This window comes from Sporomusa aerivorans, assembly GCF_041428895.1.
In the GTDB taxonomy this organism is placed as follows: Bacteria; Bacillota; Negativicutes; order Sporomusales; family Sporomusaceae; genus Sporomusa; species Sporomusa aerivorans.
Genome location: NZ_CP156926.1, coordinates 4,773,159 through 4,799,864, shown reverse-complemented (window position 1 = coordinate 4,799,864; position 26,706 = coordinate 4,773,159). Strand labels below are relative to the sequence as shown.

General features: G+C 39.1%; 23 protein-coding genes. All 23 read left to right on the top strand.

The annotated features are described in order from the left end of the window. Positions 1-24: 24 nt before the first annotated feature. The 23 genes from SATMO3_RS23155 to SATMO3_RS23045 all read left to right on the top strand — a co-directional run bounded on the left by SATMO3_RS23155 (position 25) and on the right by SATMO3_RS23045 (position 26,676). Complete coding sequence (locus SATMO3_RS23155; RefSeq protein WP_371372125.1) at positions 25-714, top strand: CpsD/CapB family tyrosine-protein kinase; 690 nt, start codon at positions 25-27, stop codon at positions 712-714. Positions 715-731: 17 nt separating this feature from the next. Further along, positions 732-2,648, top strand: coding sequence for a polysaccharide biosynthesis protein (locus tag SATMO3_RS23150; protein WP_371372124.1), 1,917 nt, complete (start codon positions 732-734; stop codon positions 2,646-2,648). A gap of 165 nt (positions 2,649-2,813) precedes the next feature. Beyond that, on the top strand, positions 2,814-4,163 hold the full coding sequence (locus tag SATMO3_RS23145; RefSeq protein ID WP_371372123.1) for a nucleotide sugar dehydrogenase: 1,350 nt from the start codon (positions 2,814-2,816) through the stop codon (positions 4,161-4,163). A 12-nt stretch (positions 4,164-4,175) separates the two neighbouring features. Continuing rightward, positions 4,176-5,228, top strand: coding sequence for a Gfo/Idh/MocA family protein (locus SATMO3_RS23140; protein ID WP_371372122.1), 1,053 nt, complete (start codon positions 4,176-4,178; stop codon positions 5,226-5,228). A 16-nt stretch (positions 5,229-5,244) separates the two neighbouring features. Next, positions 5,245-5,820: an acyltransferase gene (locus SATMO3_RS23135; protein ID WP_371372121.1), complete on the top strand. Its 576-nt coding sequence runs from the start codon at positions 5,245-5,247 to the stop codon at positions 5,818-5,820. 18 nt (positions 5,821-5,838) lie between these two features. Continuing rightward, entirely contained in the window at positions 5,839-6,933 is a 1,095-nt protein-coding gene (locus SATMO3_RS23130) for a DegT/DnrJ/EryC1/StrS family aminotransferase (protein WP_371372120.1), read from the top strand. A gap of 133 nt (positions 6,934-7,066) precedes the next feature. Then, positions 7,067-8,473 (top strand): oligosaccharide flippase family protein, encoded by a 1,407-nt coding sequence (locus tag SATMO3_RS23125; RefSeq protein ID WP_371372119.1) that lies wholly within the window; start codon positions 7,067-7,069, stop codon positions 8,471-8,473. A 20-nt stretch (positions 8,474-8,493) separates the two neighbouring features. Beyond that, positions 8,494-9,522 carry an NAD/NADP octopine/nopaline dehydrogenase family protein gene (locus tag SATMO3_RS23120; RefSeq protein ID WP_371372118.1) on the top strand — a complete coding sequence of 343 codons (1,029 nt, stop codon included), beginning with the start codon at positions 8,494-8,496 and terminating at the stop codon, positions 9,520-9,522. Positions 9,523-9,547: 25 nt separating this feature from the next. After that, positions 9,548-11,188, top strand: coding sequence for a hypothetical protein (locus tag SATMO3_RS23115; RefSeq protein WP_371372117.1), 1,641 nt, complete (start codon positions 9,548-9,550; stop codon positions 11,186-11,188). Continuing rightward, entirely contained in the window at positions 11,188-12,390 is a 1,203-nt protein-coding gene (locus SATMO3_RS23110) for an ATP-grasp domain-containing protein (RefSeq protein ID WP_371372116.1), read from the top strand. The genes SATMO3_RS23115 and SATMO3_RS23110 overlap by 1 nt, the downstream gene beginning before the upstream one ends. Beyond that, positions 12,387-13,709, top strand: a complete 1,323-nt coding sequence (locus SATMO3_RS23105) for a polysaccharide deacetylase family protein (RefSeq protein ID WP_371372115.1) — start codon at positions 12,387-12,389, stop codon at positions 13,707-13,709. Before SATMO3_RS23110 ends, SATMO3_RS23105 begins: the two co-directional genes overlap by 4 nt. Further along, positions 13,697-15,577, top strand: coding sequence for an asparagine synthase (glutamine-hydrolyzing) (gene asnB / locus SATMO3_RS23100; RefSeq protein ID WP_371372114.1), 1,881 nt, complete (start codon positions 13,697-13,699; stop codon positions 15,575-15,577). Before SATMO3_RS23105 ends, asnB begins: the two co-directional genes overlap by 13 nt. 59 nt (positions 15,578-15,636) lie before the next feature. Continuing rightward, a complete protein-coding gene (locus SATMO3_RS23095) occupies positions 15,637-16,935 on the top strand; it encodes a hypothetical protein (protein WP_371372113.1) in 1,299 nt (432 codons plus the stop codon). A 7-nt stretch (positions 16,936-16,942) separates the two neighbouring features. After that, positions 16,943-18,055 carry a glycosyltransferase gene (locus SATMO3_RS23090; RefSeq protein WP_371372112.1) on the top strand — a complete coding sequence of 371 codons (1,113 nt, stop codon included), beginning with the start codon at positions 16,943-16,945 and terminating at the stop codon, positions 18,053-18,055. A 94-nt stretch (positions 18,056-18,149) separates the two neighbouring features. Further along, positions 18,150-19,385, top strand: a complete 1,236-nt coding sequence (locus SATMO3_RS23085) for a glycosyltransferase family 4 protein (RefSeq protein ID WP_371372111.1) — start codon at positions 18,150-18,152, stop codon at positions 19,383-19,385. Positions 19,386-19,395: 10 nt separating this feature from the next. Further along, positions 19,396-20,124, top strand: a complete 729-nt coding sequence (locus tag SATMO3_RS23080; protein ID WP_371372110.1) for a CatB-related O-acetyltransferase — start codon at positions 19,396-19,398, stop codon at positions 20,122-20,124. Further along, positions 20,099-20,704 carry a GNAT family N-acetyltransferase gene (locus SATMO3_RS23075; protein ID WP_371372109.1) on the top strand — a complete coding sequence of 202 codons (606 nt, stop codon included), beginning with the start codon at positions 20,099-20,101 and terminating at the stop codon, positions 20,702-20,704. The genes SATMO3_RS23080 and SATMO3_RS23075 overlap by 26 nt, the downstream gene beginning before the upstream one ends. Before the next feature lie 219 nt (positions 20,705-20,923). Continuing rightward, positions 20,924-21,472 carry a YdcF family protein gene (locus SATMO3_RS23070; RefSeq protein ID WP_371372108.1) on the top strand — a complete coding sequence of 183 codons (549 nt, stop codon included), beginning with the start codon at positions 20,924-20,926 and terminating at the stop codon, positions 21,470-21,472. A gap of 15 nt (positions 21,473-21,487) precedes the next feature. Beyond that, positions 21,488-22,642 (top strand): DegT/DnrJ/EryC1/StrS family aminotransferase, encoded by a 1,155-nt coding sequence (locus SATMO3_RS23065; protein WP_371372107.1) that lies wholly within the window; start codon positions 21,488-21,490, stop codon positions 22,640-22,642. Continuing rightward, positions 22,633-23,229 carry a sugar transferase gene (locus SATMO3_RS23060; protein WP_371372106.1) on the top strand — a complete coding sequence of 199 codons (597 nt, stop codon included), beginning with the start codon at positions 22,633-22,635 and terminating at the stop codon, positions 23,227-23,229. The genes SATMO3_RS23065 and SATMO3_RS23060 overlap by 10 nt, the downstream gene beginning before the upstream one ends. Before the next feature lie 51 nt (positions 23,230-23,280). Continuing rightward, complete coding sequence (gmd, locus tag SATMO3_RS23055) at positions 23,281-24,369, top strand: GDP-mannose 4,6-dehydratase (RefSeq protein WP_371381777.1); 1,089 nt, start codon at positions 23,281-23,283, stop codon at positions 24,367-24,369. Between the two features lie 16 nt (positions 24,370-24,385). Next, positions 24,386-25,312 (top strand): GDP-L-fucose synthase family protein, encoded by a 927-nt coding sequence (locus tag SATMO3_RS23050; RefSeq protein ID WP_371372105.1) that lies wholly within the window; start codon positions 24,386-24,388, stop codon positions 25,310-25,312. A 569-nt stretch (positions 25,313-25,881) separates the two neighbouring features. Next, the gene (locus tag SATMO3_RS23045) at positions 25,882-26,676 is read left to right on the top strand and encodes a tyrosine-protein phosphatase (RefSeq protein ID WP_371372104.1); all 795 of its coding nucleotides are present in this window, start codon (positions 25,882-25,884) and stop codon (positions 26,674-26,676) included. Positions 26,677-26,706: the final 30 nt, after the last annotated feature.

Here is a 26,706-nt window from a genome sequence, read left to right as displayed (position 1 = left end):
GGCTATTTACTTATGAGGTGAAATATGAGTCAGAAACGACAGCTTATTGTCCACGAGGACGCCAAGTCACCGGTAGCCGAAGCCTACCGCACGCTGCGGACCAATATACAATTTGCTAAAATAGATGGTGAACTTAAAGTCATTATGTTTACCAGCGCCGGTCCGGGCGAAGGCAAATCGACAACAACCGCCAATACGGCAGTGGCTATGGCACAAGCCGGGAAAAAGGTCATCATCATTGACTGCGACCTGCGCAAACCGGTGCAGCACAAAATTTTTGGTAAACGCAACCGGGGCGTAACCAATATTCTTGTCGAAGACCGTTCTGTGGAAGAACTTATCCAGAATACGGAGATTGATAACTTGCAGGTCCTCACCAGCGGCCCCATTCCGCCCAATCCTTCCGAACTACTGGGGTCGGTTAAGATGCGTGAAATTATTAATGACGCCAAGAAGCTGGCAGATATAGTCATTATTGACGCACCGCCCACGGTCGCCGTTACCGATGCCTGTGTGCTGGCGTCCGGCGTTGATGGGATAGTATTGGTGCTGGGGGCGGGGTTGGTGCGACCGGAAATGGCGCAAAAAGCCAAGGAGCTTCTTAGAAATGCCAACGGGCATGTCCTTGGCGTCATTTTGAACCGGGTAGAGATTGAGGAAGAACATGCCTACTACTATTATTACTATGGGAATGAGAAAAAAATTGCTAAATAAAGCTGGGGTGTAGACCTATGCGGCGTAAGATGCTTGTTTCAATGTGCCTATTGCTGATTGATGCGGCGATCGTTGCCATCGTTCCTTTTATAGCTTTGTATATTCGGTTTGATGGTTTGGTTGATCATCGTTATTTTAATGTAATAATGCATTGTTTACCGGAGATTGTATTGGTACGCTTGGCTACTTTCTATGCTTTTGGTTTATATCGCCGGTTGTGGCGTTACGCCAGTATACCGGAACTGCTGAGCATAGTTGGTGCGGTAACAATCAGTACCTGCATTATTACAGTATACATGTACGCTATCGGTGCTGTCCTGCCAAGAAGCATACCGATTCTTACCTGGCTGATGGTCATTGTCTTCATTGGCACCAGCCGGCTGTTTATCAGGATATTGCACTTGCAAAGAAATAGGCAGAAGGCCAAGCTGACGAACACGTTGATCTTTGGCGCTGGTGACGCCGGCGCCATCATTGCCCGCGAAATTATTGACCGGTATCGTGATACTAAGAGATTGGTTGGTTTTATTGACGACGATATATTTAAGCACAATCAAAGTTTGCTTGGTGCAAGCGTGCTGGGAAGTTGTAAAGACATCAAAAGAATTACAGCCGAAGCAAACGCAACTGAAATAATTATTGCGATACCTTCGCTTGGTGGAGCGCAACTAAAGGAAATTGTCCGGAATTGCAAGCAGACAGGTTGCTCGGTTAAAATTGTTCCCGGCATTTTCGAATTGATGAATAATAAGGTTAACCTACATCAACTGCGTGACGTGGATTTAGAAGATTTGTTAAGACGTGAACCGGTACAACTTGATCTGGAGCAGATTGCTAGTTATCTTGCCGGCAAAAGAATTTTAGTAACCGGCGCTGGCGGCTCTATCGGCTCAGAGCTATGTCGGCAGATTGCGAAGCTTAATCCTGATAAAATGATATTACTGGGCAAAGGTGAAAACAGTATTTATGAGATAGACAGAGAGCTCAAGGATAATTATTGTGACTTAAATATTGTGCCCGTCATTGCCGATGTCCGTGATGAAAGTAGAATTAAGCATGTTTTTGATATTTATAAGCCTCAAGTAGTATTTCATGCAGCGGCGCATAAGCATGTTCCCCTAATGGAAGCTCAACCGGAAGAAGCCGTCAGGAACAATGTATTTGGAACTAAGAATGTTGCTGAGGCTGCTCGTAGCATGAATGCTGAAACATTTATCATGATCTCAACGGATAAGGCCGTAAATCCTACCAGTGTCATGGGAGCTACAAAACGGGCTGCTGAACTTATCATTCAGTCTTTGAATGGTAAAGGCAGAACTAAGTTTGCTGCTGTACGTTTCGGCAATGTTCTCGGTAGCAGGGGAAGCGTTATTCCCTTATTCAAAAAACAGATCGCCCAAGGTGGACCGATTACAGTGACGCATCCGGACATGAAAAGATATTTTATGACAATTCCTGAAGCGGCGCAATTAGTTCTTCAGGCTGGTTCAATGGCCAATGGAGGAGAAGTCTTTGTTTTAGATATGGGAGAGCCGGTTAAGATTGTTGATATGGCTAAGGACTTGATTGAACTTTCGGGTTTAATACTTGACAAAGATATAACATTCAAGTTTACAGGTTTAAGACCTGGCGAAAAATTATTTGAAGAATTACTGACGGCTGAGGAAGGTACAAACTCTACAAAACATGAAAAAATTTATGTTGCCAATCTTAAACTTATAGATGAGCAACAATTAGTAAATTCCTTAGTCTTGTTACAAAAGGAAACACGTGATTATGATGCAATAATTCATATTTTGGAAGACCTTATCCCGTCTTATCATGTTACTAGAGAAAAGTTTTGTAATGAGAGAACACCTGAGAAAAAGTTGTATAAGGCAACACAACCTCAAATAGTTTCCTCAGAATTTAGTGCTATAGTAGAAGGTCGATAAATTTATTATTGCAAGTATCATTATTTTAGAAACAAGATATTAGTTAGATTGAATCATTATTGCCCGTAATCGGTGTGAACCTTGAAATAATACAGCTTCTTTAGAGCAGTTTAGTTTGAGTACATACCATAATATAAAAGAACAATCGTGAAATGAGGAGTTTTTTTGAGTAATTCAGACTTGCGTTTTACGCGATATTGTGATTTGTTGAAAGATAACCTCGTAAATAAAATGTCAGTAATTGGTGTGGTTGGCTTAGGCTATGTGGGATTACCATTAGCAGTAGAAAAGGCAAAAGTAGGATTTAAGGTCATTGGTTTTGATCGTAACGCTGCTCGTGTCGGACAAGTTAATCGTGGCGAAAACTACATTAAAGATGTTAACAATGAAGAGTTAAAAGTTTTGACTGATAGAAGGCAGCTAGTTGCTACTGTCGATTTTTCAAAGTTGACAGAGGTGGACGTCATTGTTATTTGTGTGCCTACACCTTTAACTATTACGCGTGACCCGGATATATCATACATTAACAATGTTACTAATGAAATTGCCAAGTATTTAAATCCAGGGCAGTTAGTGACACTGGAAAGTACAACCTATCCCGGAACAACAGCGGAAGTTATTTTACCAAAGTTGGAAGCAACAGGTCTAACAGTAGGTCAGGATTTTTTCTTAGCTTTTTCACCGGAGCGTGTTGATCCAGGCAATAAGCGATATACGACAAAAAATACATCAAAGGTTGTTGGAGGCATAACACCGGTATGTCTAGATGTTGCTACTACTTTTTATTCGCAAACTATAGTAAACATACACCCGGTTTCTTCAACTGCTGTTGCGGAAATGACAAAAGTGTTTGAAAATACATATCGTGCAGTAAATATTGCATTAGTCAACGAGTTAATGTTTCTTTGCGATCGTATGGGGATTGATGTTTGGGAAGTTGTTGATGCTGCAGGAACAAAACCTTTCGGCATACAAACTTTTTACCCTGGTCCGGGTGTAGGCGGTCATTGTATACCTATCGATCCATTTTATCTAACCTGGAAAGCGCGTGAACATGATTTTCATACTCGTTTTATCGAGTTAGCAGGTGAAATAAATCTCCAAGCATCGTACTATGTTGTGGAAAAAGTAATTAAAGTTTTATCAAAGGCAAGAAAAGCGTTAAATGGTGCGAAAATATTAATTTTAGGCATTGCATATAAAAATGATATTGACGATTGTCGGGAATCGCCGGCGCTAAAAATTATTGATCTTTTATTAAAAGAAAATGCCGAAGTGACTTATCATGACCGCTATATACCGGACGTATATCCACATGAACCTTATACCTTTTCTATGAGTAGTGTTGCATTGACGGATGAAGCTTTAAAGCAGGCGGACTGTGTTCTGATTACAACTAAACATAGTGATGTCGATTATGAGCGTGTGGCGAGATATGCTCAAGCAGTAGTTGACACTAGGAACGCTTGTAAGAATGTTAGTAGCGATTATAAGTATAATGTTACCAAAATATAGGGAGTAATAAGGATGAAGACTTATCGGTTTGGCATTATAGGCTGCGGACGTATTTCTGAAAACCATATGGAATCGATAAAAGTTTTGCCTGGCGCTAGATTAGCCGCAGTATGTGACATCAACGCTGAGGCTTTAACAAAAGCTTCTAGAACATATGACTGCAAAGGCTATACAAATTATCAAGAAATGCTCGCTGATTCCAATATAGATGTAGTAAATATTTGTACTGAAAGCGGACTTCACGCCAGAATCGCTATTGATGCAATCCAGGCAGGCAAGCATGTGTTGGTCGAAAAACCAATGGCTATGTCTTTGGCTGAAGCTGATAGGATGATTGCTGCAGCACGCAAAGTAGGGGTTAAACTTGGAGTGGTTCATCAAAATCGTTTTAATAAGGCAATTGTTAAATTGCGCAAGGCAGTCGAGTTTGAACGGTTTGGCAAGCTTACGCATGCAGCTGCTGTTGTGCGTTGGAATAGAAATGACGAATATTACAGTCAAGCTCCCTGGCGTGGTACTTGGGAGCAAGATGGCGGATGTCTTATGAATCAATCAATTCACAATATTGATCTTTTGCAGTGGATGATGGGGCCGGTAGAATCCTTGTTTGCATATACAGCAACCAATCTGCGTGATATTGAAGGCGAGGATATAGGGGCCGTCGTTTTAAAATTCTACAATGACGCGTTAGGTATTATTGAAGCTACTACTACCATATATCCCACAAATCTAGAAGAAACTTTAAGTATATTTGGTAGCAACGGTACTGCATGCATTGGCGGTATTGCGGTGAATAAGATAGAAGCATGGCGATTCCCGGGAGACAATGAAGCTGCTATATTGGCTGATCAGGGTAATGAACCGCCTAATGTATATGGCTTTGGGCATGCGGATATTATTGATGATTTTATGCAAGCCATTACGGAAGATCGTGAACCGGCCGTGAGCGGCGAAGAAGGTCGTAAAGCGCTAGAAATCATATTAGCAATTTATCACTCTGCTAAATATAAAAAGGAAGTCACTTTACCGCTAAAAGAACAATTTACTATCGGAATAGGCTTATAGTTAAAGAGGTAATAACATGAAACAGGAAAACTTTGATAAGAAATATATGGTGCACCCGTCTTCCTATATAGATGAGCCCTCTAAGATTGGTGACGGCACTCAGATATGGCATTTTTGCCATATCTCAGCTAATGTGGAGATTGGTCAAAATTGTAGGATTGGACAAAATGTGTTTGTTGCAGGCAAGGTCAAAATTGGCAACAACGTAAAAATACAAAATAATGTAAGCGTATATGAAGGTGTTATATTAGAAGACTATGTATTCTGTGGTCCTAGCATGGTATTCACCAATGTTAAGACTCCAAGGTGTGAATATCCTCGCAATACATCAACTGATTATATGACAACGTTAGTGCAAAAAGGAGCTAGTATTGGGGCTAATGCTACCATCGTCTGTGGTACCACAATTGGAAAATACGCTTTTGTCGGCGCCGGTTCAGTAGTTACTAAAGATATACCGGATTATGCCATGGTTTTTGGCACTCCTGCAACAATACAAGGCTGGGTCTGCGCCTGCGGGGATATAATAGTAAAAGCAGATGCAAATAAAGTAATCTGTAATCGTTGTGGAACTCATTTGAAAATCAAGTAATAGTGAGAGGACGTAAAAATGATACCTTTTATTGATCTGAAAACTCAACAACAGAGAATACGACAATCAATAGATGAACGTATTGCTAACGTGCTGGAGCATGGCCAATATATTATGGGACCTGAAGTATTTGAGCTAGAAGAAAAATTAGCTGCATACGTAGGGGTGAAGCATTGCATTTCAGTGGCAAATGGTACGGATGCACTCTTGATTGCTTTAATGGCACAGGGAATTAAACCTGGCGATGAAGTAATCACGACACCGTTTACTTTTATTGCAACTGCGGAAGTAGCTGTTTTGCTCGGTGCTAGACCAGTATTTGTGGATATTGATCCTAAAACGTATAATTTAGACCCTTGTAAGCTAAAGGCAGCAATTACTCCTAAGACAAGAGCTATTATGCCTGTTAGTCTATATGGACAGTGCGCGGATTTTGATACAATTAATATGATTGCTAACAAATATAGCATACCTGTTATTGAAGATGCCGCGCAGAGTTTTGGTGCTACCTATAAAGGAAAAAAATCCTGCGGTTTAACAACCATCGGGTGTACCAGTTTTTTCCCCACGAAGCCATTGGGTTGCTATGGAGATGGTGGCGCTTGTTTTACAAATGACGATGATTTAGCCAGTACGATGCGACAAATTCGTTCACATGGGCAGGAACGGCGCTATCACCACCTTGTTGTTGGTGTGAATGGCCGACTAGATACGATTCAAGCTGCTATTTTACTGGCAAAATTAGAGGTTTTTGATGAAGAAGTCGAACTGCGTCAGATTGTGGGAAATAGATATACTGAGGCATTACAGCATATAGTCGTTACTCCTTATATAGAAAAATATAATACTGGTATTTTCGCCCAGTATACGGTCGAAATAGAGAAGCGGAATGAAGTTCAAGCAAAACTTCATGATGAGGGAGTACCCACAGCAGTACACTACCCTATTCCGCTTAATCTGCAACCGGTTTTTTCTAATCTAAATCAGTCAGAGGGAAGCTTTCCAATAGCTGAGGCCATTGCTAAGAAAGTTATGAGCTTGCCTATGAATCCCTATTTAAATATCAAAGATCAAAACAAAGTAATAGCTACATTGATTAAAATTTTAGGTTAATTTTTCAGCGCAATGTGTTAGGTTTTTAGATAAGGCTATTTTATGTATGAGTAAAATGAAACATAGTAGAGTGCAAACCAAGAAAATGCTAGGCAAGTACTTAGAGACTGGCGGTACTAAATGAGGTGGATGTTTGAGTCGTTTTAAAACATTATTATCTGATACAGCAATCTACGCAGCAGGTGAATTTGGGGTAAGGTTAATTACATTCCTGCTGGTTCCATTTTATACATATGTCCTTACTCCCGCTGAATATGGAGCCATGGACGTAATTCTAACACTTTCACAGTTAGTAACAATTGTTATATCATTAGATATATCTTATGGAGTATTTAGATTTTTATTGGAATCCACAGAGGCTGAGACAGAGGATATTCTTTCGACAACTATTGTCTTCCTAACTATAGTAACTGGCATAATAGTAACGTTGAGTATTATAACTCTGATGTATTCGGGTATTGTCATTAATTATATTTATTTAATTATTATTTTTTACTTTGTTACAATATGGAATGGTTTTTTTAATCAGGTGGCAAGAGGTCTGAATAAAATAAAGATATTTATTATTAGTGGAGTAGCTTGCTCTTTTTTTATTGGTGTTTTGAATGTAGTTTTAATTGGTTACTTTAAAATGAGTTATGATGGCATGCTTGTGGCAAATACTATTGCATTGCTCATAGGAACTGGAATAGTAGTCGCTACAGGTGGAATTTACCGATATATAATTATGGCGCATAAAAGATTTAATAAGCACACATTACTCATGTTATTAAAATATACCATCCCGGTAACTGCTAGCGGGGTATGCTGGTGGGGAATGACTCTTTCAGATCGTTTTTTTATGCAACATTTTCTTGGACTAGATGATGTTGGTATATATGCAGTTGCTTTCAGAATCGCTAGCATCTTAATCATAATTAACACAATATTTGATAAGGCGTGGAAGGCAGTGGCCATTAAAGAATTTTCTTCAGAAACTAGCCTTGAATTCTACTCAAAAGTCTTTAACAACTTAATGAGATTGCAATTGCTAGTAATTTTATTGCTAACAATATGCTTGAAATATGTTATTCCCCATTTTATTGGTGGCGATTTTAGTATTGCTTGGAAGTATGTTGGGCCGTTACTTATTAGTGCAATGTTTTGGGGATTTAGTGTCTTCTTGGGAACAGGATATGATTGTACAAAGAAAATGGGGGGAGCCTTTTATACTACTCTAATTAGTGCGATTTCTAGTATGGCATTGAATATTATTCTAATTCCTCAGTTTGGTATCTATGGCGCTGTTGCATCGTCACTAATAGCGTATATCATTCTGTTTGCTATACGACTGCGATCTACCCGACATTATTTTGGGATAAAAATTGACTATGCATTACTAAGTGGAGGTTTGCTGCTTATTATCACAGCTTATTTTATAAGTATATATCTTGCTGGATATCTTGCCTGTTTGATTAATATTAGTTTACTTTTGTTATATCTTTTTATAAACAGAACCTTCATCTTTGAAATGCAAAGGCGTATCAAATTTAATGCATAATAAAGCAAGGAGGAATCGGGATGATAACGGTTATTGGTGCTGGAAACGGTGGGTTAGCAATGAGCTATTATTTACATACTAAGGGAATTGAGACATGCTCTTGGAATCGTTCAACGGACAGGACCACTACAATAATCACGGCTAATAACACAATTGAGGTATTCGATTATGTTGCTGGCTTAAATGTAAAAATCCCAATCAATATAGTCCCGGATATAAAGAATGCTGTCACAAAATCAAAACTATTGATAATTATTACGCCTGGAACAGCTCACCGGGACATTGCGCATCGAATCGCAGAGTACATAACTCCTGAGCATGCTATAATTCTGATGCCCGGCAGAACTTATGGGAGCATGGAATTTATTGACATTATATATGAGCTCAAAGGATTTAGACCCGTGTGTTATGAGACGCAAACTATACTTCATACCTGCAGGTCTGAAGGTAACCGGGTTCACATATTTGCCCAAAAGCCTAAAGTTTTTTTCTCGGGTTATCGTGTTAAGAGTGACTCTGTAAATAGAATTCTTTCTGACATTTTTCCTGAATTAATTTATATCGAAGACTACTTTCAGGTCACATTAAATAATATTGGTGCAATGCTGCACCCGACAATTACCGTATTAAATACTGGTAGAGTGGATGCCGGAACAAGTTTTAAATTTTATCATGAGGGATTAACCCCGATTATTGCGGAATATCTAGAAAATCTTGATTGCGAACGCAAACTGGTTTGTGCATCGGTCGGATGTGAATTTATTTCACTCCAAGAATGGATTGCAGAAGAGTATGGGCCTCAAGACACTTCTATCTATAAAGGCATTCAGTCCGTTGGTGCATATAAGGATATTCTTGGTCCCCAAACGTTAAATCATCGATATATTTATGATGATGTCTCGACGGGATTGGTTCCTATATATTATACAGGCAAAGCATTTGGGATTGAAATGTCCTATACGGAGGCGCTAATCCAGTTCATTTCTAAAGTTACAAAGTATGATTTTTTTAAAAATGGAAGAAAATTTGACTTGCGATTTTCTTTGTAGGGTAATGGGCGTTAGGAGGGAGTAAATGAGAAAGATACTAGGAGCTTCTATTGGTCACTGCGTTCACGTAGCGGGAGTATTTAACTTCCTTAGAATTGCTGAGCAAGAAGGATATGCAACTGTTAATTTGGGTGGTGCAGTCTCCATTAATGAATTAGTTGGTGCCATCATGGAGGAGGACCCTGATGAAATTGCGATTGGATACCGCTTAGGGAATGAACCTTTAGGTCATATACTGCATGAATTGGCAGGCAAGCTAGAAGAGAATGGTCTATTAAATAAAACATACATTTTTGGTGGAACAAAAGAAACTGTTCAAGAAGCTATAAAACATAAATTTATTCTTAGAGTTTTTGATGGATCTGAAACTCGAGAAACTATCCGTCTGTATCTGCAAAAATCCTATACAAATGCGGGTAGTGATGTAATACCGCCGCAAAATTTAGTTGATAGAATTAGATTTAAAAGTCCGTACCCGCTAATTAGGCATCATATAGGACTAGATAACTTGGAAGATACTGCTAAAAGTATAGGAATTCTTGCGGAATCAGGTCTACTAGATATAATTTCTATTGCTCCTGATCAAAATACTCAGCAATTTTACTTTAAACAAGATAAAATAGATCCACGTCAGAACGGCGCCGGAGGGGTCCCTATACGCTGTAGACAGGACTTTTTAAAATTATACGAGGCGTCTAGGCGGGGAAATTATCCATTAATGAGGTGCTATTCGGGAACAGAGAATTTGCTTGACTTTTCTAAGGTTCTGAAAGATAGTATCAATAATGCATGGGCTGCGGTACCTATGACGTGGTATTCCGAATTGGATGGGAGATCAGAACGCAGTTTACTTGATGCTATTAGAGAAAACCAGGAGGCCATAAGATGGAACGCTCAGAATGGCGTGCCTGTTGAAATAAATGAATCGCATCAATGGTCATTGCGTTATGGCCATGATGCATTAGAGGTTGCAATTGCGTATCTTGCCGGATACAATGCTAAGAAGTTAGGTGTAAAAAACTATGTTATGCAATTTATGCTAAGCACACCACCGGATATTTCACCCCAGATGGATATTGCGAAAGCGCTCGCGAAGATTGAGCTTCATCAAGCATTGGAAGATGAGAGCTTTAATATTATAAGAATGATCCGACCAGGATTATTGTCTTATCCGTCCGATGCTGAAATGGCTAAAGGGCAGTTGGCAAGTACCGTTTTCTATGGTGCTTGTTTAAATCCTCATATAGTTCATGTGGTTGCGTTTTGTGAGGCGCTTCACAGAGCGACACATAGAGAAATCATTGAAAGTATTAAGATAGCAACACAAGTACTCAAAGTCGCCTACCAAGGAATACCTGATTTTATTGACGTAAAAGTAAGGGATCGTAAAGAACAGTTGAAAACAGAAGCTATGCAGATTATAGAAGCTGTAAAAAATTTGGGGTCCGGATATGAAGATCCTTTGCTAGAACCTACTGTTATTTATAATGCTATAAAGGTGGGTATTTTAGATGCTCCGTGTTTAGCCGGTTTTCCGGTTGCCAAAGGAAAAGTGAGAACAAGTACTTTAAACGGAGCGCAGGTGATTATTGACAATAACGGGGTTCAACTTAACGAGAGGCAGCGCTTAAGCGATGTATTTAGTTGTAAAGGTGGAGCAAGATAATGAATTTTGTACCTGTTATTGCGGGGGGGTATGTCAATGCATATAGTATTGCTAGAACCTTCCACGAAACTTATGGTATTAACTCTTTGATATGCAATTATCAGTCCGATTTTACTTCTTATTCCTCCTTTTGCGAGTGCATTAATGTCCCAGATCCAAGGTATTGTGAGCAACCGCTATTAGCTGCTATGCGAGAGATTGGGTTGAAGCTAGCGCATCAGGGAAAGAAAGCCATATTATTTGTTACAGGTGATGAATGGTTAACTATTTTCAGTAAGCACAAACATGTGCTGGAAGATATATTTGAGTTTACATTCCCGGATTGGAACGTAGTTGAACAGCTAACAATTAAAGATAAGCTTTATAAGTTGTGCGATAAGTTGCTAATTAAATATCCTAAAACGTGCGTTTGTTTTACGAATAATATTTCTGATTGTAAAGCATTAAAGCCACCAATTTTGATAAAGCCTTCCTCCGTTACGGACTTTATTTCAGCATTTTCCAGAGGACCAAGAAATCAGGTCTTTTCGAGTCATGAAGAGGTAGCGCAATATATACAGAAAAAATTTATCGAAGGATATTCTAGCCCTTTTATCGTCCAAGAATATATTCCCGGAGGAATTGAAAACCTCTATACAATTACAACATTTTCCGACTCAAATAAGGTGCTCAAGGGAGTGTCTATTGGGCATAAACTGACACAGTATCCAAAAGATGCTGGGACAATAACATCTGGGCTTGTAAAATATGAGCCTGCGATTATTCAGCCTGCCAAACAGATATTAGAAGCTGTTGGGTATTATGGAATTTCTAATATTGAATTTAAATATGATACTCGGGAAGGTACCTATAATTTAATTGAGGTGAATCCGCGTCCTGGTATGTGGAATTATTCATCCTATAAATCAGGCATAAATCTATTTGAAATGCTAATAAAAGATATTGTTTTAAAAGAATTTATACCGTATAGCGAGGGCAGAAAACCATTTTTATGGACGGTGCTTTCAAAAGATAAAGTGCTGAACGAAATTAAAGGAACAGGAAATGAGACAATAGTTCGTCAGTTAATTAGACAAGGCGATTATATAGATCCACGCAAAAATAAGGCTGAAAGCATGATCTATGATTTAAATGTTAGAATACTTGACGTAGAGCTGAAAACTAGATATTTTCTTAAAAGGCTGCTAGGAGTTAAGCGATGATAACAATAGAAGTATCAGAAGCTTTCTTTCCTGAAAAAAAATATATACTCGATATAATATTTAATGAATTTTTGAGTTTAAAATATCGTATTCTTATCAGTAGTACCGATGACTATAAGATCACTCTTGATAATGGTAAGCAACTAGTAATAAGGGATCACTTTTTCTCTGAGTTTGACTGTTATAATAGTTATTTAAATATGAACAAGTTTCCTGAACAAGTAACCTTTATGAGCAATGAATTTATAACGCAGTCGGATATTCCGATTATTTTTGGGAATATGCAGTTTGAAATCATGGAGGAGAAGATCGTCTGCGGGGTTGACTTTTTTGCATCTTGCTTTTTTATGCTCACAAGATTAGAAGAACGAATCAATAACTTCCGAGATGAAACCAATAGATTTCCCCATACTGCAAGTTTAGCTTATAAAAATAATTTTCTGAACCGACCGGTAGTCAACGAATATGTGGAAATGTTATGGCAGATGCTTTGTTATCAAGGAATAAAGCAAGAACGAAAGCCAAGCCAATTTGAAGTAACATTCACTCACGATATTGATTTTTTATTTTTGTGGAATGATTTACCTAGCTTATTGAGAAAAGTTTGTGGGGATGTCGTTAACCGGAAACAGTATAATCGGTTATGGGAACGCATTTCTAACTTTTATATGGTTTCAAGAGGTATGATACGTGATCCATATGATACCTTTGATTGGCTAATGGATATTTCAGAAAGCGTCAACGCAAAATCTCATTTTTATTTTATGAGTAAAGGACTTAACTATTCTATCGAATGCAGAAAAACGTGTGAAGTAATTAAACGAATCAAGCGTAGAGGACATATTTTGGGCTTTCATGCGGGATATGATACCTTTAATAGCCCAGACGCATGGCTTGAAGAGAAAAAAATGGTTGACCGCGCTATTGGCTACGAATCCCAAGAGGGCCGACAACATTATCTAAGATTTGAAGCACCTATAACGTGGCAAATATGGAATAAAGCGGGTATGAAGTTTGATTCGACATGCGGTTATGAAGAAGTAGGCTATCGGTGCGGAACCGGAAATGAGTATTCGGTATATGATCTCCAGCATAGAAGGAAAATGGATTTGAAGGAGAAGCCTTTGATTCTCATGGATGTACATGCCACTATAGACAGAGATCCATATAGTGAATTCGAATACAATAGATATTTAGCCATAGTAAATGCGGCTAAAAAAAATAATTATCCTATAACTGTTTTATTTCACAATTCAACTTTTGAAAGTAACCCTCGCTTTATTAAGTTTTATTTGGAGTTGATAGAATGTGTGGCATAGCGGCTCTTTTCAGCGAATATGAATTAGACCCAAGACTTATAAAAAATATGACAGATGCAATTAAACATCGCGGCCCAGATAGCGAGGGGCATGAAAATTTTAGTGGACAAAGGGCGTGGCTTGGGCATAGAAGATTATCTATTTTAGATCTAACTAAAGCTGGGATACAGCCCATGTCATATAATGATAGGTACTGGATTACATATAATGGCGAAATATATAATTATATAGAAATACGTAATGAATTGATGAATGCAGGCTATCTGTTCCGTACCAATACTGATACCGAAGTGATTTTAGCGGCATATCAGCATTGGGGAAAAGACTGCTTACACTATTTTAATGGTATGTTCGCTTTTGTAATATATGATACTCGGACCTGTAAAATCTTTGCTGCGCGGGATAGACTTGGAGTAAAACCGTTATATTATTGGCAATCACCTTTAGGCATTGCATTCGCATCTGAAATAAAACAATTTGGCTGCTTGCCATACTGGAATCCTAAGGTGAATGAAGCAAGAGTTTACGATTTTTTAAGCTTTGCTATTTTTGATCATACCAGTGAGACAATGTTTAAATCTGTTTATCAATTACGAGGCGGCGAAGCCGCTGAGCTCTCTCTTAACGATACAGGAAAACAGTTATCTATATACCGTTGGTATGAATTAACACCCCAAGAGTTCAGCGGGAGTTTCGACGAGGCGGCGCTTCGCTTTAATGAGCTAATGACAGATTCAGTAAAACTAAGACTAAGGGCAGATGTTGAAGTCGGATCATGCTTATCCGGTGGTCTGGATTCATCGACAATAGTATGCATTAGTAATGAAATATTGAAGAGTCAAGGGGCCTCGCAACTCCAAAAAACTTTTTCGGCAAGATCTGAACACCGCAAATATGACGAAGGTGATTACATCCACGCAGTAACTAAACAGCTTGGTGTGGAAAACTATGAGATTTGTCCTGCACTTGACCAACTATTTGTGCATAGCGATGAGATTACAAGATCTCAGGATGAACCATATCTCTCCACTAGTATTTATGCACAGTGGAATGTATTCAGACTTGCGTCAGAAAAACGCGTGAAAGTCATGCTGGACGGACAGGGCGCCGATGAGTTGCTGGCGGGGTATCATACCTTTTTCGGGCCTTATTTTGCTGATTTTATCAAGCAAGGAAATTTGATCGGGCTAATGCGCGAGATGAAGAATATCAAAGCTCTTCATGGCTATGACGTTCGTTTTTTACTTTCATTAGTCGCTAATATGTTACTGCCTGAGAGTATCCGTCAGCCACTAAAAAGATATAACGGCAGAAATACGTTAAAGCCTGATTGGCTTAATATTAAAATACTTGGAATTAAACCTGAAGACCCGTTCGTAGTCCACGGTTTCAAAACAGATAATGTTACTGCAATGTCTAAGAGCTGTTTAACAGGAACCGTCCTTCCTATGTTGCTACACTGGGAGGACCGAAACTCTATGGCGCACTCAATTGAATCTAGAGTACCTTTTTTGGATTATCGCCTGGTAGAGTTTGTTTTGGGTTTGCCAGATGAATACAAATTAGCGCAAGGAACAACAAAACGTATCTTGCGCCAAAGCATGAAAGGGATTTTACCTGAGGTAATCAGAACACGTGTAGATAAGTTAGGCTTTGTAACTGCAGAAGAGATCTGGATGAGAAAACAAAGGCCCCAATTATTTATAAAGCTATTAGAGGAAGCCATAGAAGCATCAAAAGGCATTATTAATATTAAAGCGCGGACGAAAGCGGAGAAAATTATTTCAGGGCAAGAACCCTTTAACTTTTTTGTATGGAGATTGATTAGCTTTGGAAGTTGGATGAAACAGTTTAATATGCAAGTTTAACAAACTGATCGTAACAAGAACTAAGAGATTTTTTTATTAAATTAGGTCGAGGGATTGATATGAAAGATAGACTATCTATAATTATTGGATCATTTCTATATGTAGTGCTACTTACTTGGACATACATATTTTTAATTAATCCTAGTGCCGAATATTTCGGTTTTACCTTTAATAGTAATATACCAATAGCGTTTTTTATCGTGTTTATAACTCTCGCAATTCTTCCTTCGTTATGGCTTCCAATTCGTTACAATCGAGTAAGTCAAATTTTAATTTGGTTAATCTATATCCTTGTTTACATACCAACATGCTTAGTTCCTATGGTTACGATTAATGTACCTTTAGAATTTCTATTACTATTTGTATTGTGCCTTTTAATATCACTAAGTATATTACAAGCTTTTAATCATCTTCCATTACTTCCTATACTGCGTCTGCCGTTAAGCTTACGAAGTTTTTGGTTTGTTTTTTTGCTTATAAGTTTTGTTATATATATATATATAATTAATACTTTTGGTATTAAATTTCAAATGGTTTCATTGTTTGATGTATATGATATACGAGAACAATATAAAGACGCATTGCGTACTGATGGCTTGGTTGGTTATGCTATTAATTGGGCTTCTAGAATTTGTAACGGAGTATTGTTTGTTTTTGGCTTATATAGGAGAAATATATTATTATTGATCTTGGGTTTATTTGGATGGTTTCTATTATTTTCAATTACTGGATTTAAAAGTGTAGTTTTTTATCCAGTACTATTATTTATATGTAAATATTTGTTTGAAGTTAGGACTAAGAACTTATTCAAATACTTGATTTGGGGTATTTGTAGCGGTATAAGTATATGTATTATTATAGAAATTTTATTTGACTTCTCAGCGTTAAGAATATTATTTATTCAGAGAGAAATTATTATTAATGGCTTGTTGACAGGTTATTTTTATGAGTATTTTTCACAAAATCCTAAAGCACTTCTTGGATATAGTATATTGAAAGATATAGTGACATATCCCTACTCGGATACCCCATCTAACTTAATAGGCAATGTTTATTTTGGAAGTTTAGGAACAACACAAGCTAATGTAAATATTTGGGCAGATGGATATAGTAATTTTGGTCATCTTGGAATAATAGGTTCCACAATAATTACAGGAATATATTTTTGGATTTATGATAGTCTAACAAAAAATTATAATCTGCCAGTTCGTTCGTTGCTAATAATCATTCCTAGTCTATCTTTAATATCATCGGGTATTCTGACAGCTTTGTTTACGTATGGATTAGTTTTCATGCTTATTATATGTTGGCTATTACCCAATATCTATTCAAAGGAAAACAAGGTGAAAAATGGATAGAATATGTATGGTTACCTCAATTCATCCAGATTTTGATGCCCGAATTGTGAAAATGGCTGAAACAATGGTTCGTAAGGGATATCAGCTTGATCTAATTTGTCCTTGGTCTGTCAACGAGAAAGAAAGAAATCAGGTTCAGTACAAAACTTTCACAAGGACAAAAGGTAGACTGGAACGATATAAAAACTATTACCAAATCTGGAAGTTGTTGAACAATGCAGATTATGATTTATACCATTTTCATGACTTGGATTTGCTTCCTTTCTTCGCACTCCTAAAGCTAGTTAAACGGAAACCTGTTATTTTTGATATGCACGAAAATTATGTCCAAGAAATGCTGCAGAAGGCTTATCTGCCTACCGGTATTCGTCCAATTGCCGCATTGGCAATATATTTAATTTTGAAAATTTGTCTGGGGATTATTAAAAATCTTATTGTAGTGGAAAATGGACAAGAGAAAGCGTATAACAGATATAATCCCGTTCAAATTAGAAATTACGCTACAATAGAATTAACCCATCAGATGATGAATAATTATCAGTTTAGAGAACCGTCTGTGATTTTTACCGGTTCTCAATATGAAAGTAACGGGACTTTGCTATTCCTCGAAATAGCGCGGCTTGTACACGAAAAAAACAAAGAGGTTATTTTTAAATCTATTGACCGATTTGGTGGCAATGATGAATTGCGCAAAAAAGTGAAACGGAGAATACTGGAATATAATTTACAGGAGAATGTGATTCTGCTACCTAATATTATGCCCCAGCAGATTATGCAATATTTAAATGAATCAACAGTCGGCTTATCTCCCAATCTTGATACTCCTAAGCAGCGCAGCGCTATTCCTACTAAACTTTTTGAATATATGGCCGCAGGTATTCCAATTGTAGCCAGTGACTTGCCATACAATCGGCATTTTGTTACCGAGACGGGATGTGGCTTCGTAGCAGAACCGAGCATTCCGCTACAGTATGCTGAGCGCATTCTTTGGTTATGTGAAAATCAGCAACTCGCTGAGAATATCGGGCTAAAAGGGCTAAATGCTTTTAGAGAACATTATAACTGGGAAACAGAGAGTGATAAACTTGTCGCGTTCTATCAGCAACTGATAGTTCCTTGATCTAGATAGAATCAAAGTTAGCACCCTGACCCTGTTGTTCAAATGTTTATATACCGATTGCTTTGATACTTATCCTACTTTATGGAGTGAATCAATGAACATCTTTATTATTTGCCAATGGTTTCCTCCGGAACATGCGCCCATTGGCGTAATGCTGAAAGAATTGTCACAAGATTTAACTGACCTGGGACATTCAGTCACGGTAATAACAGGTTTCCCTAATCATCCTAATGGTATCGTCTATCAGGGGTATAAGAAGAAGCTGTTTCTACAGGAGACGGTTGAAGGTGTAAATCTGATACGTTGTTACTTATTTACTTCACCGGATAAAAGTTTTTTCAAAAGAGTAATGAATTTTCTTACTTTTGCTGTAACCTCGTTCTTGGCGGCATTAACGCTGCCCAATCAGCACATACAGTTTGTAGTATCTCCACCTATTACTAATGGGCTTGTTGCTATAATTCTAAAGAAACTAAAAGGTATAAAGCTTGTTTTTAATATACAGGACATCTATCCAGATGTCGCAATTACTACAGGCGTAATACAGAATCCAGTATTAATTAAGTTGCTAAAACGATATGAACAAATAATTTATGATCAGGCCGATCAGATAACCGTTATTTCACATGGCTTCGAGAAGAACCTTCTAAGTAAAGGCGTAATAAAAAATAAGATTACCGTTATCCCCAACTGGATTGACACAAATGAGGTGTATCCAAGAGAACGGGATAACTCATTTGCTCGTAAGCATGGTTTAATAGATAAGTTTGTCGTGCTCTACTCGGGCACCATTGGCCTTATTTCAGGGGCGGAAGTATTAGTGGAGTGTGCTGCAATGTTACAGTCTTATAAGGATATTGTTTTTTTGTTTGTCGGCGAAGGAATAGTGAAAGATAATATCCAACATGCAGCAACAGCCAGGGACTTAACTAATATGTACTTTCTTCCGTTTCAGCCGCGTGAATTTTTGTCAGATGTACAATCAACAGCAGATGTCTCTGTAGTTACTCTGAAAAAGGGTAAAGGCAAGACTTCCGTCCCTAGTAAAGTGTTAGGGTTTATGGCAGCGGCCCGGCCAGTCATCGCCAGTGTAGATGCAGATAGTGATACGGCTCAACTCATTAAAAACGCTAATTGTGGTTTTTGTGTGGAGGCTGAATCTGCAGAATGCATTAAGAGTGCAGTTCTTTATTTCTATAATGATCGCTTTAGCGGGCGTACTCTTGGCGCAAATGGCCGAATATACCTCGAATCACATTTTCACAGGAATAAAGTTACTAGTTGTTATGAACGTGCGTTAAAAGATACACTTGCGGAAAAAAAATTATAGAGGGAAAGAAATGCTAAAAAAAATATTTGGTAATCCATTTTTTATAAATCCGTTATCGCTATGGCTACTGAGCGTTATTGTTTATATCAAAGAGAAAATTAAGAACCCGACGTTGATGTTGTGCGGCACAGTGTTAGTACGCAAGTGTATTTTTGGAAAATATGTAACATTGTATAACCATGTCTCCGCTACTATGTGTGAATTCGGTGATATGACGTATATAGCTGAGAACAGCGTATTAGTTAAAACAAAAGTGGGGAAATTTTGCTCTATCGGTCAAGGCGTGAGATGTGGATTAGGCAATCACCCATCAGAAACATTTGTTTCAAGTCACCCCAGTTTTTATTCAATTAATAAGCAAGCGCAGATTGCATTTGCTGATGACAACTATTTTAAAGAGCTTGAACAGATAATTATCGGAAATGATGTGTGGATCGGTGCCAATGCATTGATTTTAGGCGGAATTACAATCGAGGATGGGGCTATTGTTGCAGCCGGAGCAGTTGTAACTAGAGATGTTCCTCCCTATGCTGTCGTAGGCGGCATTCCCGGCAGGATTATTAAATATCGCTTTGAACCGGAGGAAATAAATTTTCTCTTGTCTTTTCGTTGGTGGGATAAAGACTTAAAGTGGATTCAGTCCAACTGGAGAAAGTGGCATAATATTAAAAGTTTTGTTTCCTCGATATCGGAACAGAAAGAAGGTAGTTGTATTGGTACGGGAAATGGATATTTATGATGTGGATCATGTTGTGGCGATACACTTACGCAGCTTCTCAGGGTTCTTTTTAAGCTTTTTAGGTTATCAATTTCTTAAAGCATATTATAGTGCTGTGTGTTATGCGGCAGATGGCCTTCGCTTCGTCTTTTTAGATGAAAGCGGGAAAATTGCCGGATTTGTAGTTGGTGCATCAAACCCTAGAGGTTTTTATTCGCGACTGCTAAAACGCGATTGGTACAAATTCGCGGCGGCCTCGGTCGAAGCCATTTTTCGCAACCCATTAATAATTCCCAGGCTACTGAGAGCTTTATTATTTCCCGGTTCAAATCCTGTAGGGCTTCATGTAGCCGGGTTGTTTTCAATCGCGGTTAGTCCAAGTGATCAAACAAAAGGAGGGGGAACTATGTTACTCAGTGCCTTCATTGCAGAGGCCGGAAGAAGGGGCTGCAAACAAATTGTCTTAACAACAGATAAAGATAATAATGATGCAGTAAACAAGTTTTATGTAAAAAATGGCCTGGAGGTCTCGCGTCAATACTCAACTCCCGAAGGTCGACAGATGAATGAATATTGTTTAGATATAGCACTTCATGCGTAAAGGTACTTAGTCATGATTTATATGATCAAAGCGATTTATAATATTGCTATACTTCCGCCGGGATGCTTCATAGTTTTTTTGTTACTGTTTAGCTTGTGGATACGCAAAAAGAGTCAAGGTGTGAGCTTGTTTCTGGGATTCTTCACATGTGCCTTTTACTTAGTTTGTACACCCTTAATCGGGAATATGCTGATTCACTCACTTGAGAGTCGGTACAATTTGCCGCAGAATATCGCAGGAGACGTTATTATTGTTCTTGGCGGAGGAAGTACGCTAGATACGCCTAATTTCGAAGGCTTGGGTCATCCTGTTGGGGCATCAGCCAACCGGCTGGTAACTGCAGCCATTCTTCAAAAAAGATTGCATTTGCCTATTCTTGTTTCAAGTGGACAAGTTTATCGAGATTTAGGGAACGAAGCTAGCGTTTCAACTTTAGTTTTAAGAGGACTTCAAATTCCTACAAACCAAATCCTTGTAGAGGATAAGAGTTTGACTACCACAGAAAATGCTCTTTTCACTAAACAAATTTTACAAGCGAAAGCTTTTAAAACTCCTATACTTGTCACTTCCGCTTTTCATATGGAACGTTCAGTGCTAAATTTTAGAAATATAGGTATTGAGGTAATACCTGTTCCTACTGATTATCGTACAAACCATGAAGTACATTTCTACCTTCATCAATTATTTCCATCTCCTGGTGGACTTGATAATACGTATCTTGCGCTAAAAGAATATTTAGGAATTCTATATTTGAAAATAAATTTCTAATTAAAGGTGTGTAATATGATGAATTTTTTACCTTTTGCATTACCGGATATCGGAGAGGACGAAATCAACGAAGTAGTAGACTCTCTACGTTCTTGCTGGCTTACAACAGGACCTAAATGTAAACAATTTGAACAAGATTTCGCAGGCTTTTTGGGGGATGATTTAAAGGCAGTTGCTGTTAGTTCCGCTACGGCCGGACTCCACCTTGCATTAGAAGCAATTGGGGTTGGTGCTGGGGATGAGGTTATTACTACCCCTTATACTTTTACAGCAACTGCAGAAGTGATTCGATATCTGGGGGCCCATCCGGTGTTTGTTGACATCGACCCCCAAACTTTTAATATTGATCCGGAAAACATTGAGAGGGCTATCACTAGTAGAACGAAGGCTATTATTCCTGTACATTTTGCCGGACTGGCTTGTGCCATGAATCCAATAATTACGGTTGCCAAGAAATATGGGTTAAAAATAATAGAAGATGCTGCACACTCATTTCCAACCAGTTATAAAGAAAAAATGATTGGAACGCTCGATACAGACGCAGTCGTATTTAGTTTTTATGCAACGAAGACAATTACAGCAGGAGAAGGAGGAATGATCCTCACACGTAATCAAGATATTGCCAAGAGATGTCGAGCAATGAGATTACATGGGATAAACCGCGACGTATTTGATAGGTATACATCAGCAAAGCCGGCTTGGTATTATGAAGTCATTGCGCCTGGTTATAAGTATAACCTTACCGATTTAGCCGCTTCAATCGGTATCCATCAATTAAAGAAAGCCTGGCTATTTCAGAAAAGAAGACAAGAAATGGCAAGGATTTATGATCAAGAATTAAGTGATCTTCCTCTTAAATTACCGCCAAAACCTTCAGCCGGTGATATACACTCATGGCATTTATATGTCCTCCGCCTGAATGAAGGCATAAGCGATCGAGATAGTTTCATACAACAGATGGCGAAAAAAGGAATCGGCTGCAGCGTGCACTTCATTCCTTTACATATTCAGCCTTATTGGGCTGAGATGTATAACCTTCGACCTGAGGATTTCCCGAAAGCTTATGCAACATACTTGTCTGCTGTAAGCTTACCAATTTATACCAAGATGAGCGAGGAAGATCAGTATAGAGTAATAAAGTCGGTAAGAGAGGTATTGGGATGCTCATAAAGAGGGCATTTGATTTAGTATTTACAGTTCCTGGCGTGATTTTCTTATCACCATTATTTTTACTTGTGATCATTTGGATTAAATTTGACTCGCCTGGACCTGTTTTTTTTCGCCAGGTGCGAATCGGCCAATATGGCAAACCTTTTAAAATACTAAAATTCCGTACTATGATGGTAGACGCAGAGAAACATGGAAAACAAATCACTATAGGTGCGGACAGGCGTATTACCAAGAGCGGTAAAATATTACGAAAGTATAAGTTGGATGAACTACCACAGTTATTTAATATTATTGTTGGTGATATGAGTTTGGTAGGGCCTAGGCCGGAGGTTCCCCAATATGTTCAATATTATCCGGAAACACTTCGCAAAATTGTCCTTTCAGTACCACCGGGTATGACTGATTTCGCTTCTATTGAGTACAAGGATGAGAACGCAATACTAGGAAATGCGGATAATCCTGAAAAAGCATATATTGACGAGATATTACCTGTTAAGCTGAATTATTGTGTAAAGTATGTTGAAAGTAGAAATGTTTTTTTAGACTTTTATCTAATAGTAAAAACAATCTACGCCATAGTTAAGTAAAGAATATAAATTTATTTAGATTACTATTATTGTAGAAGGAGTTGAGATACTCTGAATAAAGTAGCCTTAATTAGCGGTATCACAGGCCAGGATGGGGCTTATCTAGCGGAGTTGTTATTAGAGAAGGGGTATGTTGTTCATGGCATAAAACGTCGTTCTTCTCAATTCAATACTGACCGTGTTGATCATTTATACCAGGATCAGCATGAAGAAAACGTGCGTTTTTTCTTGCATCATGGCGATATGACAGATTCAACCAATCTTATCCGCGTTATTCAGCAGGTAAAGCCGGATGAGATCTATAATTTGGCCGCACAGAGTCACGTCCAGGTGTCGTTTGATACTCCTGAATATACGGCCAATGCCGATGCGTTGGGGACACTGCGCATTTTAGAAGCAATAAGGATTTTAGGTTTAGAAAAGAAGACTCGCTTTTACCAGGCATCAACGAGCGAACTCTACGGTCTAGTACAAGAGACACCGCAAAAAGAAACTACCCCTTTTTATCCCCGCAGTCCGTATGCAGCTGCTAAGCTGTATGGCTACTGGATTACGGTTAATTATCGGGAAGCTTATGGTATGTACGCTTGTAACGGTATTTTGTTTAATCACGAATCACCCTTACGGGGGGAGACTTTTGTTACCCGGAAAATAACCCGTGCTGTGGCAAGGATCACTTTAGGGCTACAGCACAAGCTGCACCTTGGTAATCTGGATGCCAAACGAGACTGGGGGTTCGCCAAGGACTATGTTGAAGCAATGTGGTTGATGCTGCAGCAGGATCAGGCTGAGGATTTTGTAATTGCAACAGGTAGAAATACTACCGTACGTGATTTTGTAGGGCAGGCTTTCAAGGAAATCGGTATTAATATTGAGTGGCATGGTAGCGGGATAGATGAAAAAGGCTTAGATAGGACTTCGGGCAGAGTGCTTGTGGAAGTAGACCCGCGGTATTTCCGTCCGACAGAGGTGGATTTATTATTGGGAGATCCTACAAAAGCTAAGATAAAACTGGGGTGGGAACCTAAAACTACTTTACCGGAGTTGGTTGCTATGATGGTTCGGGAAGATATCAAGACTACCGAGCGAGATGTGCTTTGCAAGAAAAACGGTTATGCGGTTCGCCAGTTTAATGAATAGTCGGGTGATGGAAAGTATGAATAAAGATGCAAAGCTATATGTAGCCGGACACAGAGGGTTGGTTGGTTCTGCGATTGTTCGCGCTCTAAGAAATGCCGGTTATAGTAATATTGTCACTGTTGATAAAAAACAGGTAGACTTGCTTGATCAACAGGCGGTAGCAGCCTTCTTTGCCAGGGAAAAGCCTGAATATGTGTTTTTAGCGGCCGCCAAAGTCGGCGGCATTGTGGCTAATTCCCAATATCCAGCTGATTTTATTTATGAAAACCTCACGATTCAGTCCCATATTATCCATGAATCTTATAGAAATAACGTAAGTAAGCTGCTCTTCTTAGGCAGTTCCTGCATCTATCCGAAGCTGGCGGAGCAGCCTATAAAAGAAGAAGCGCTCTTGACCGGGCCGCTTGAGCCAACGAATGACGCTTATGCCTTAGCCAAAATTTCCGGTATAAAAATGTGTCAGGCTTATAATAGTCAGTATGGGACACAGTTTATTTCCGTAATGCCCACCAACTTGTACGGTCCAAATGACAATTTTGACCTGCAGTCTTCACATGTGCTGCCGGCTTTGATCCGAAAGTTTCACGAAGGCAGAATGATGAACGCACCGGCTGTGAATGTATGGGGAACGGGTAAACCGGTACGCGAATTTCTATATGTAGATGATTTGGCTGATGCCTGTTTATATCTTATGAATACATATGCTGGCAGTAAGATTGTTAATATTGGGACTGGCGTGGGCGTGTCTATTAGAGAACTGGCTGAGAAGGTTAGCTATGTAGCAGGTTATCAAGGTAATATTGTATTTGATACGACTAAACCGGATGGTACGCCAGTTAAGATTAATGATGTTACTTATATACGAAGCTTGGGCTGGTTGGCTAAGACTGATTTGCTGCAAGGGATCAGACTGACGTACGAATGGTTTGTTAAAGACTATTAGCAAAATGATGATTTTAAAAAAGGGTCTTGAAACAAGGAAGTAACTCCTGAATATGTTGGTGCGATCTGATACCATGAGCCGGAAGGGGGGGGGACACTTAGGGCGGCGAGGTTTGACAGTTTTGGGCACTAGTTTGACATAGTCATAGTTGACTATTTAATCCGGGCTAAATGCCGCATAACTTCATCGGGCTCGCTGGCCTTCCGCACAGAAAGGATACGTCGCCGGCCATGGAGTAAATATTGGCATCAACACGGGCAGTTTTCAGATCCAGACTATCCAGGCGCATGCTAAGGCTGCCCACTTTGTCCATAAGCTGATTGGCTTTCCCTTCGAGCGTGACACAGGTATGTCCTAGGGCGCAATCACCATCCCCCTAATAAGCTAGGCTAAGATTATGTATAGCACAGGTGTTGTGAAAGGTCAGGAGTCAGGAACAGTTATGCTTAACCGTGAAGCTAGCGATGGTCTCCTATAAGCGGATTGACTTCTAATGTGATTGACAGGGAACATGAGTATAGCTAGACTAAATGTAGGTACATATTTTGCCATAAGGAGAAGTAATTGATATGCTGGATTTACACTGCCATCTGCTTCCTGCTATTGACGATGGCTCCAAAGATTTGGACACTTCGATTAAAATGCTGGATATTGCAAAAAAAAATAATACCAAGGCAATTATAGCAACTCCCCATGTAATCGAGGGAAAGTGGCTGCCATCCTGGGAACAGATTGTGGAAAGCTGTAATATACTTACAACGGAGAGTCGGAAATATGGCTTAAATATTCCTATTTATCCGGGCGGCGAGGTTGCTATTCACATGGACATGCTTGATATTGTCAAGGGGCCTGGCCCTTATTGTTTAAACAGTGGCCGTTATATATTGGTCGAACTGCCGGCTATGGAGATACCCAGATTTACCGAAGATTTTTTCTTTACTCTGGAGGCTCGCGGCATAACCCCTGTGTTGGCGCATCCTGAGCGCCACCCATTGCTGGCTAAGGAGCCGGAGATTGTGGCGGAATGGATTCGCCGTGGTATCTTGATCCAGGTAAACGGTTCCAGTATTATGGGACGTATGGGCGACAGGGCGCAGGCTATGGCCGAACTGTTGCTTACGAGAAATATGGTGCATTGTATTGGTTCCGATGCCCACAGTGCCAAGAACCGCAATCCGGATTTGTCCAAAGCGGCGGAAAGAATAGTCTCCCTGGTTGGCCTGGAAATGGCGCGGCAAATTATGACAGTCAATCCGCAACGGATCATTGACAGCCAGGATGTGGAGGTTTTTGCCATCCAGTCGGGCAGGAAAAAGTCGGGTATCTTTCAACGACTGCTTAATAAGTTTGGTGGGAATTGGTAATTTGTGATCAGTTTCGAGGAGTGTGATTTT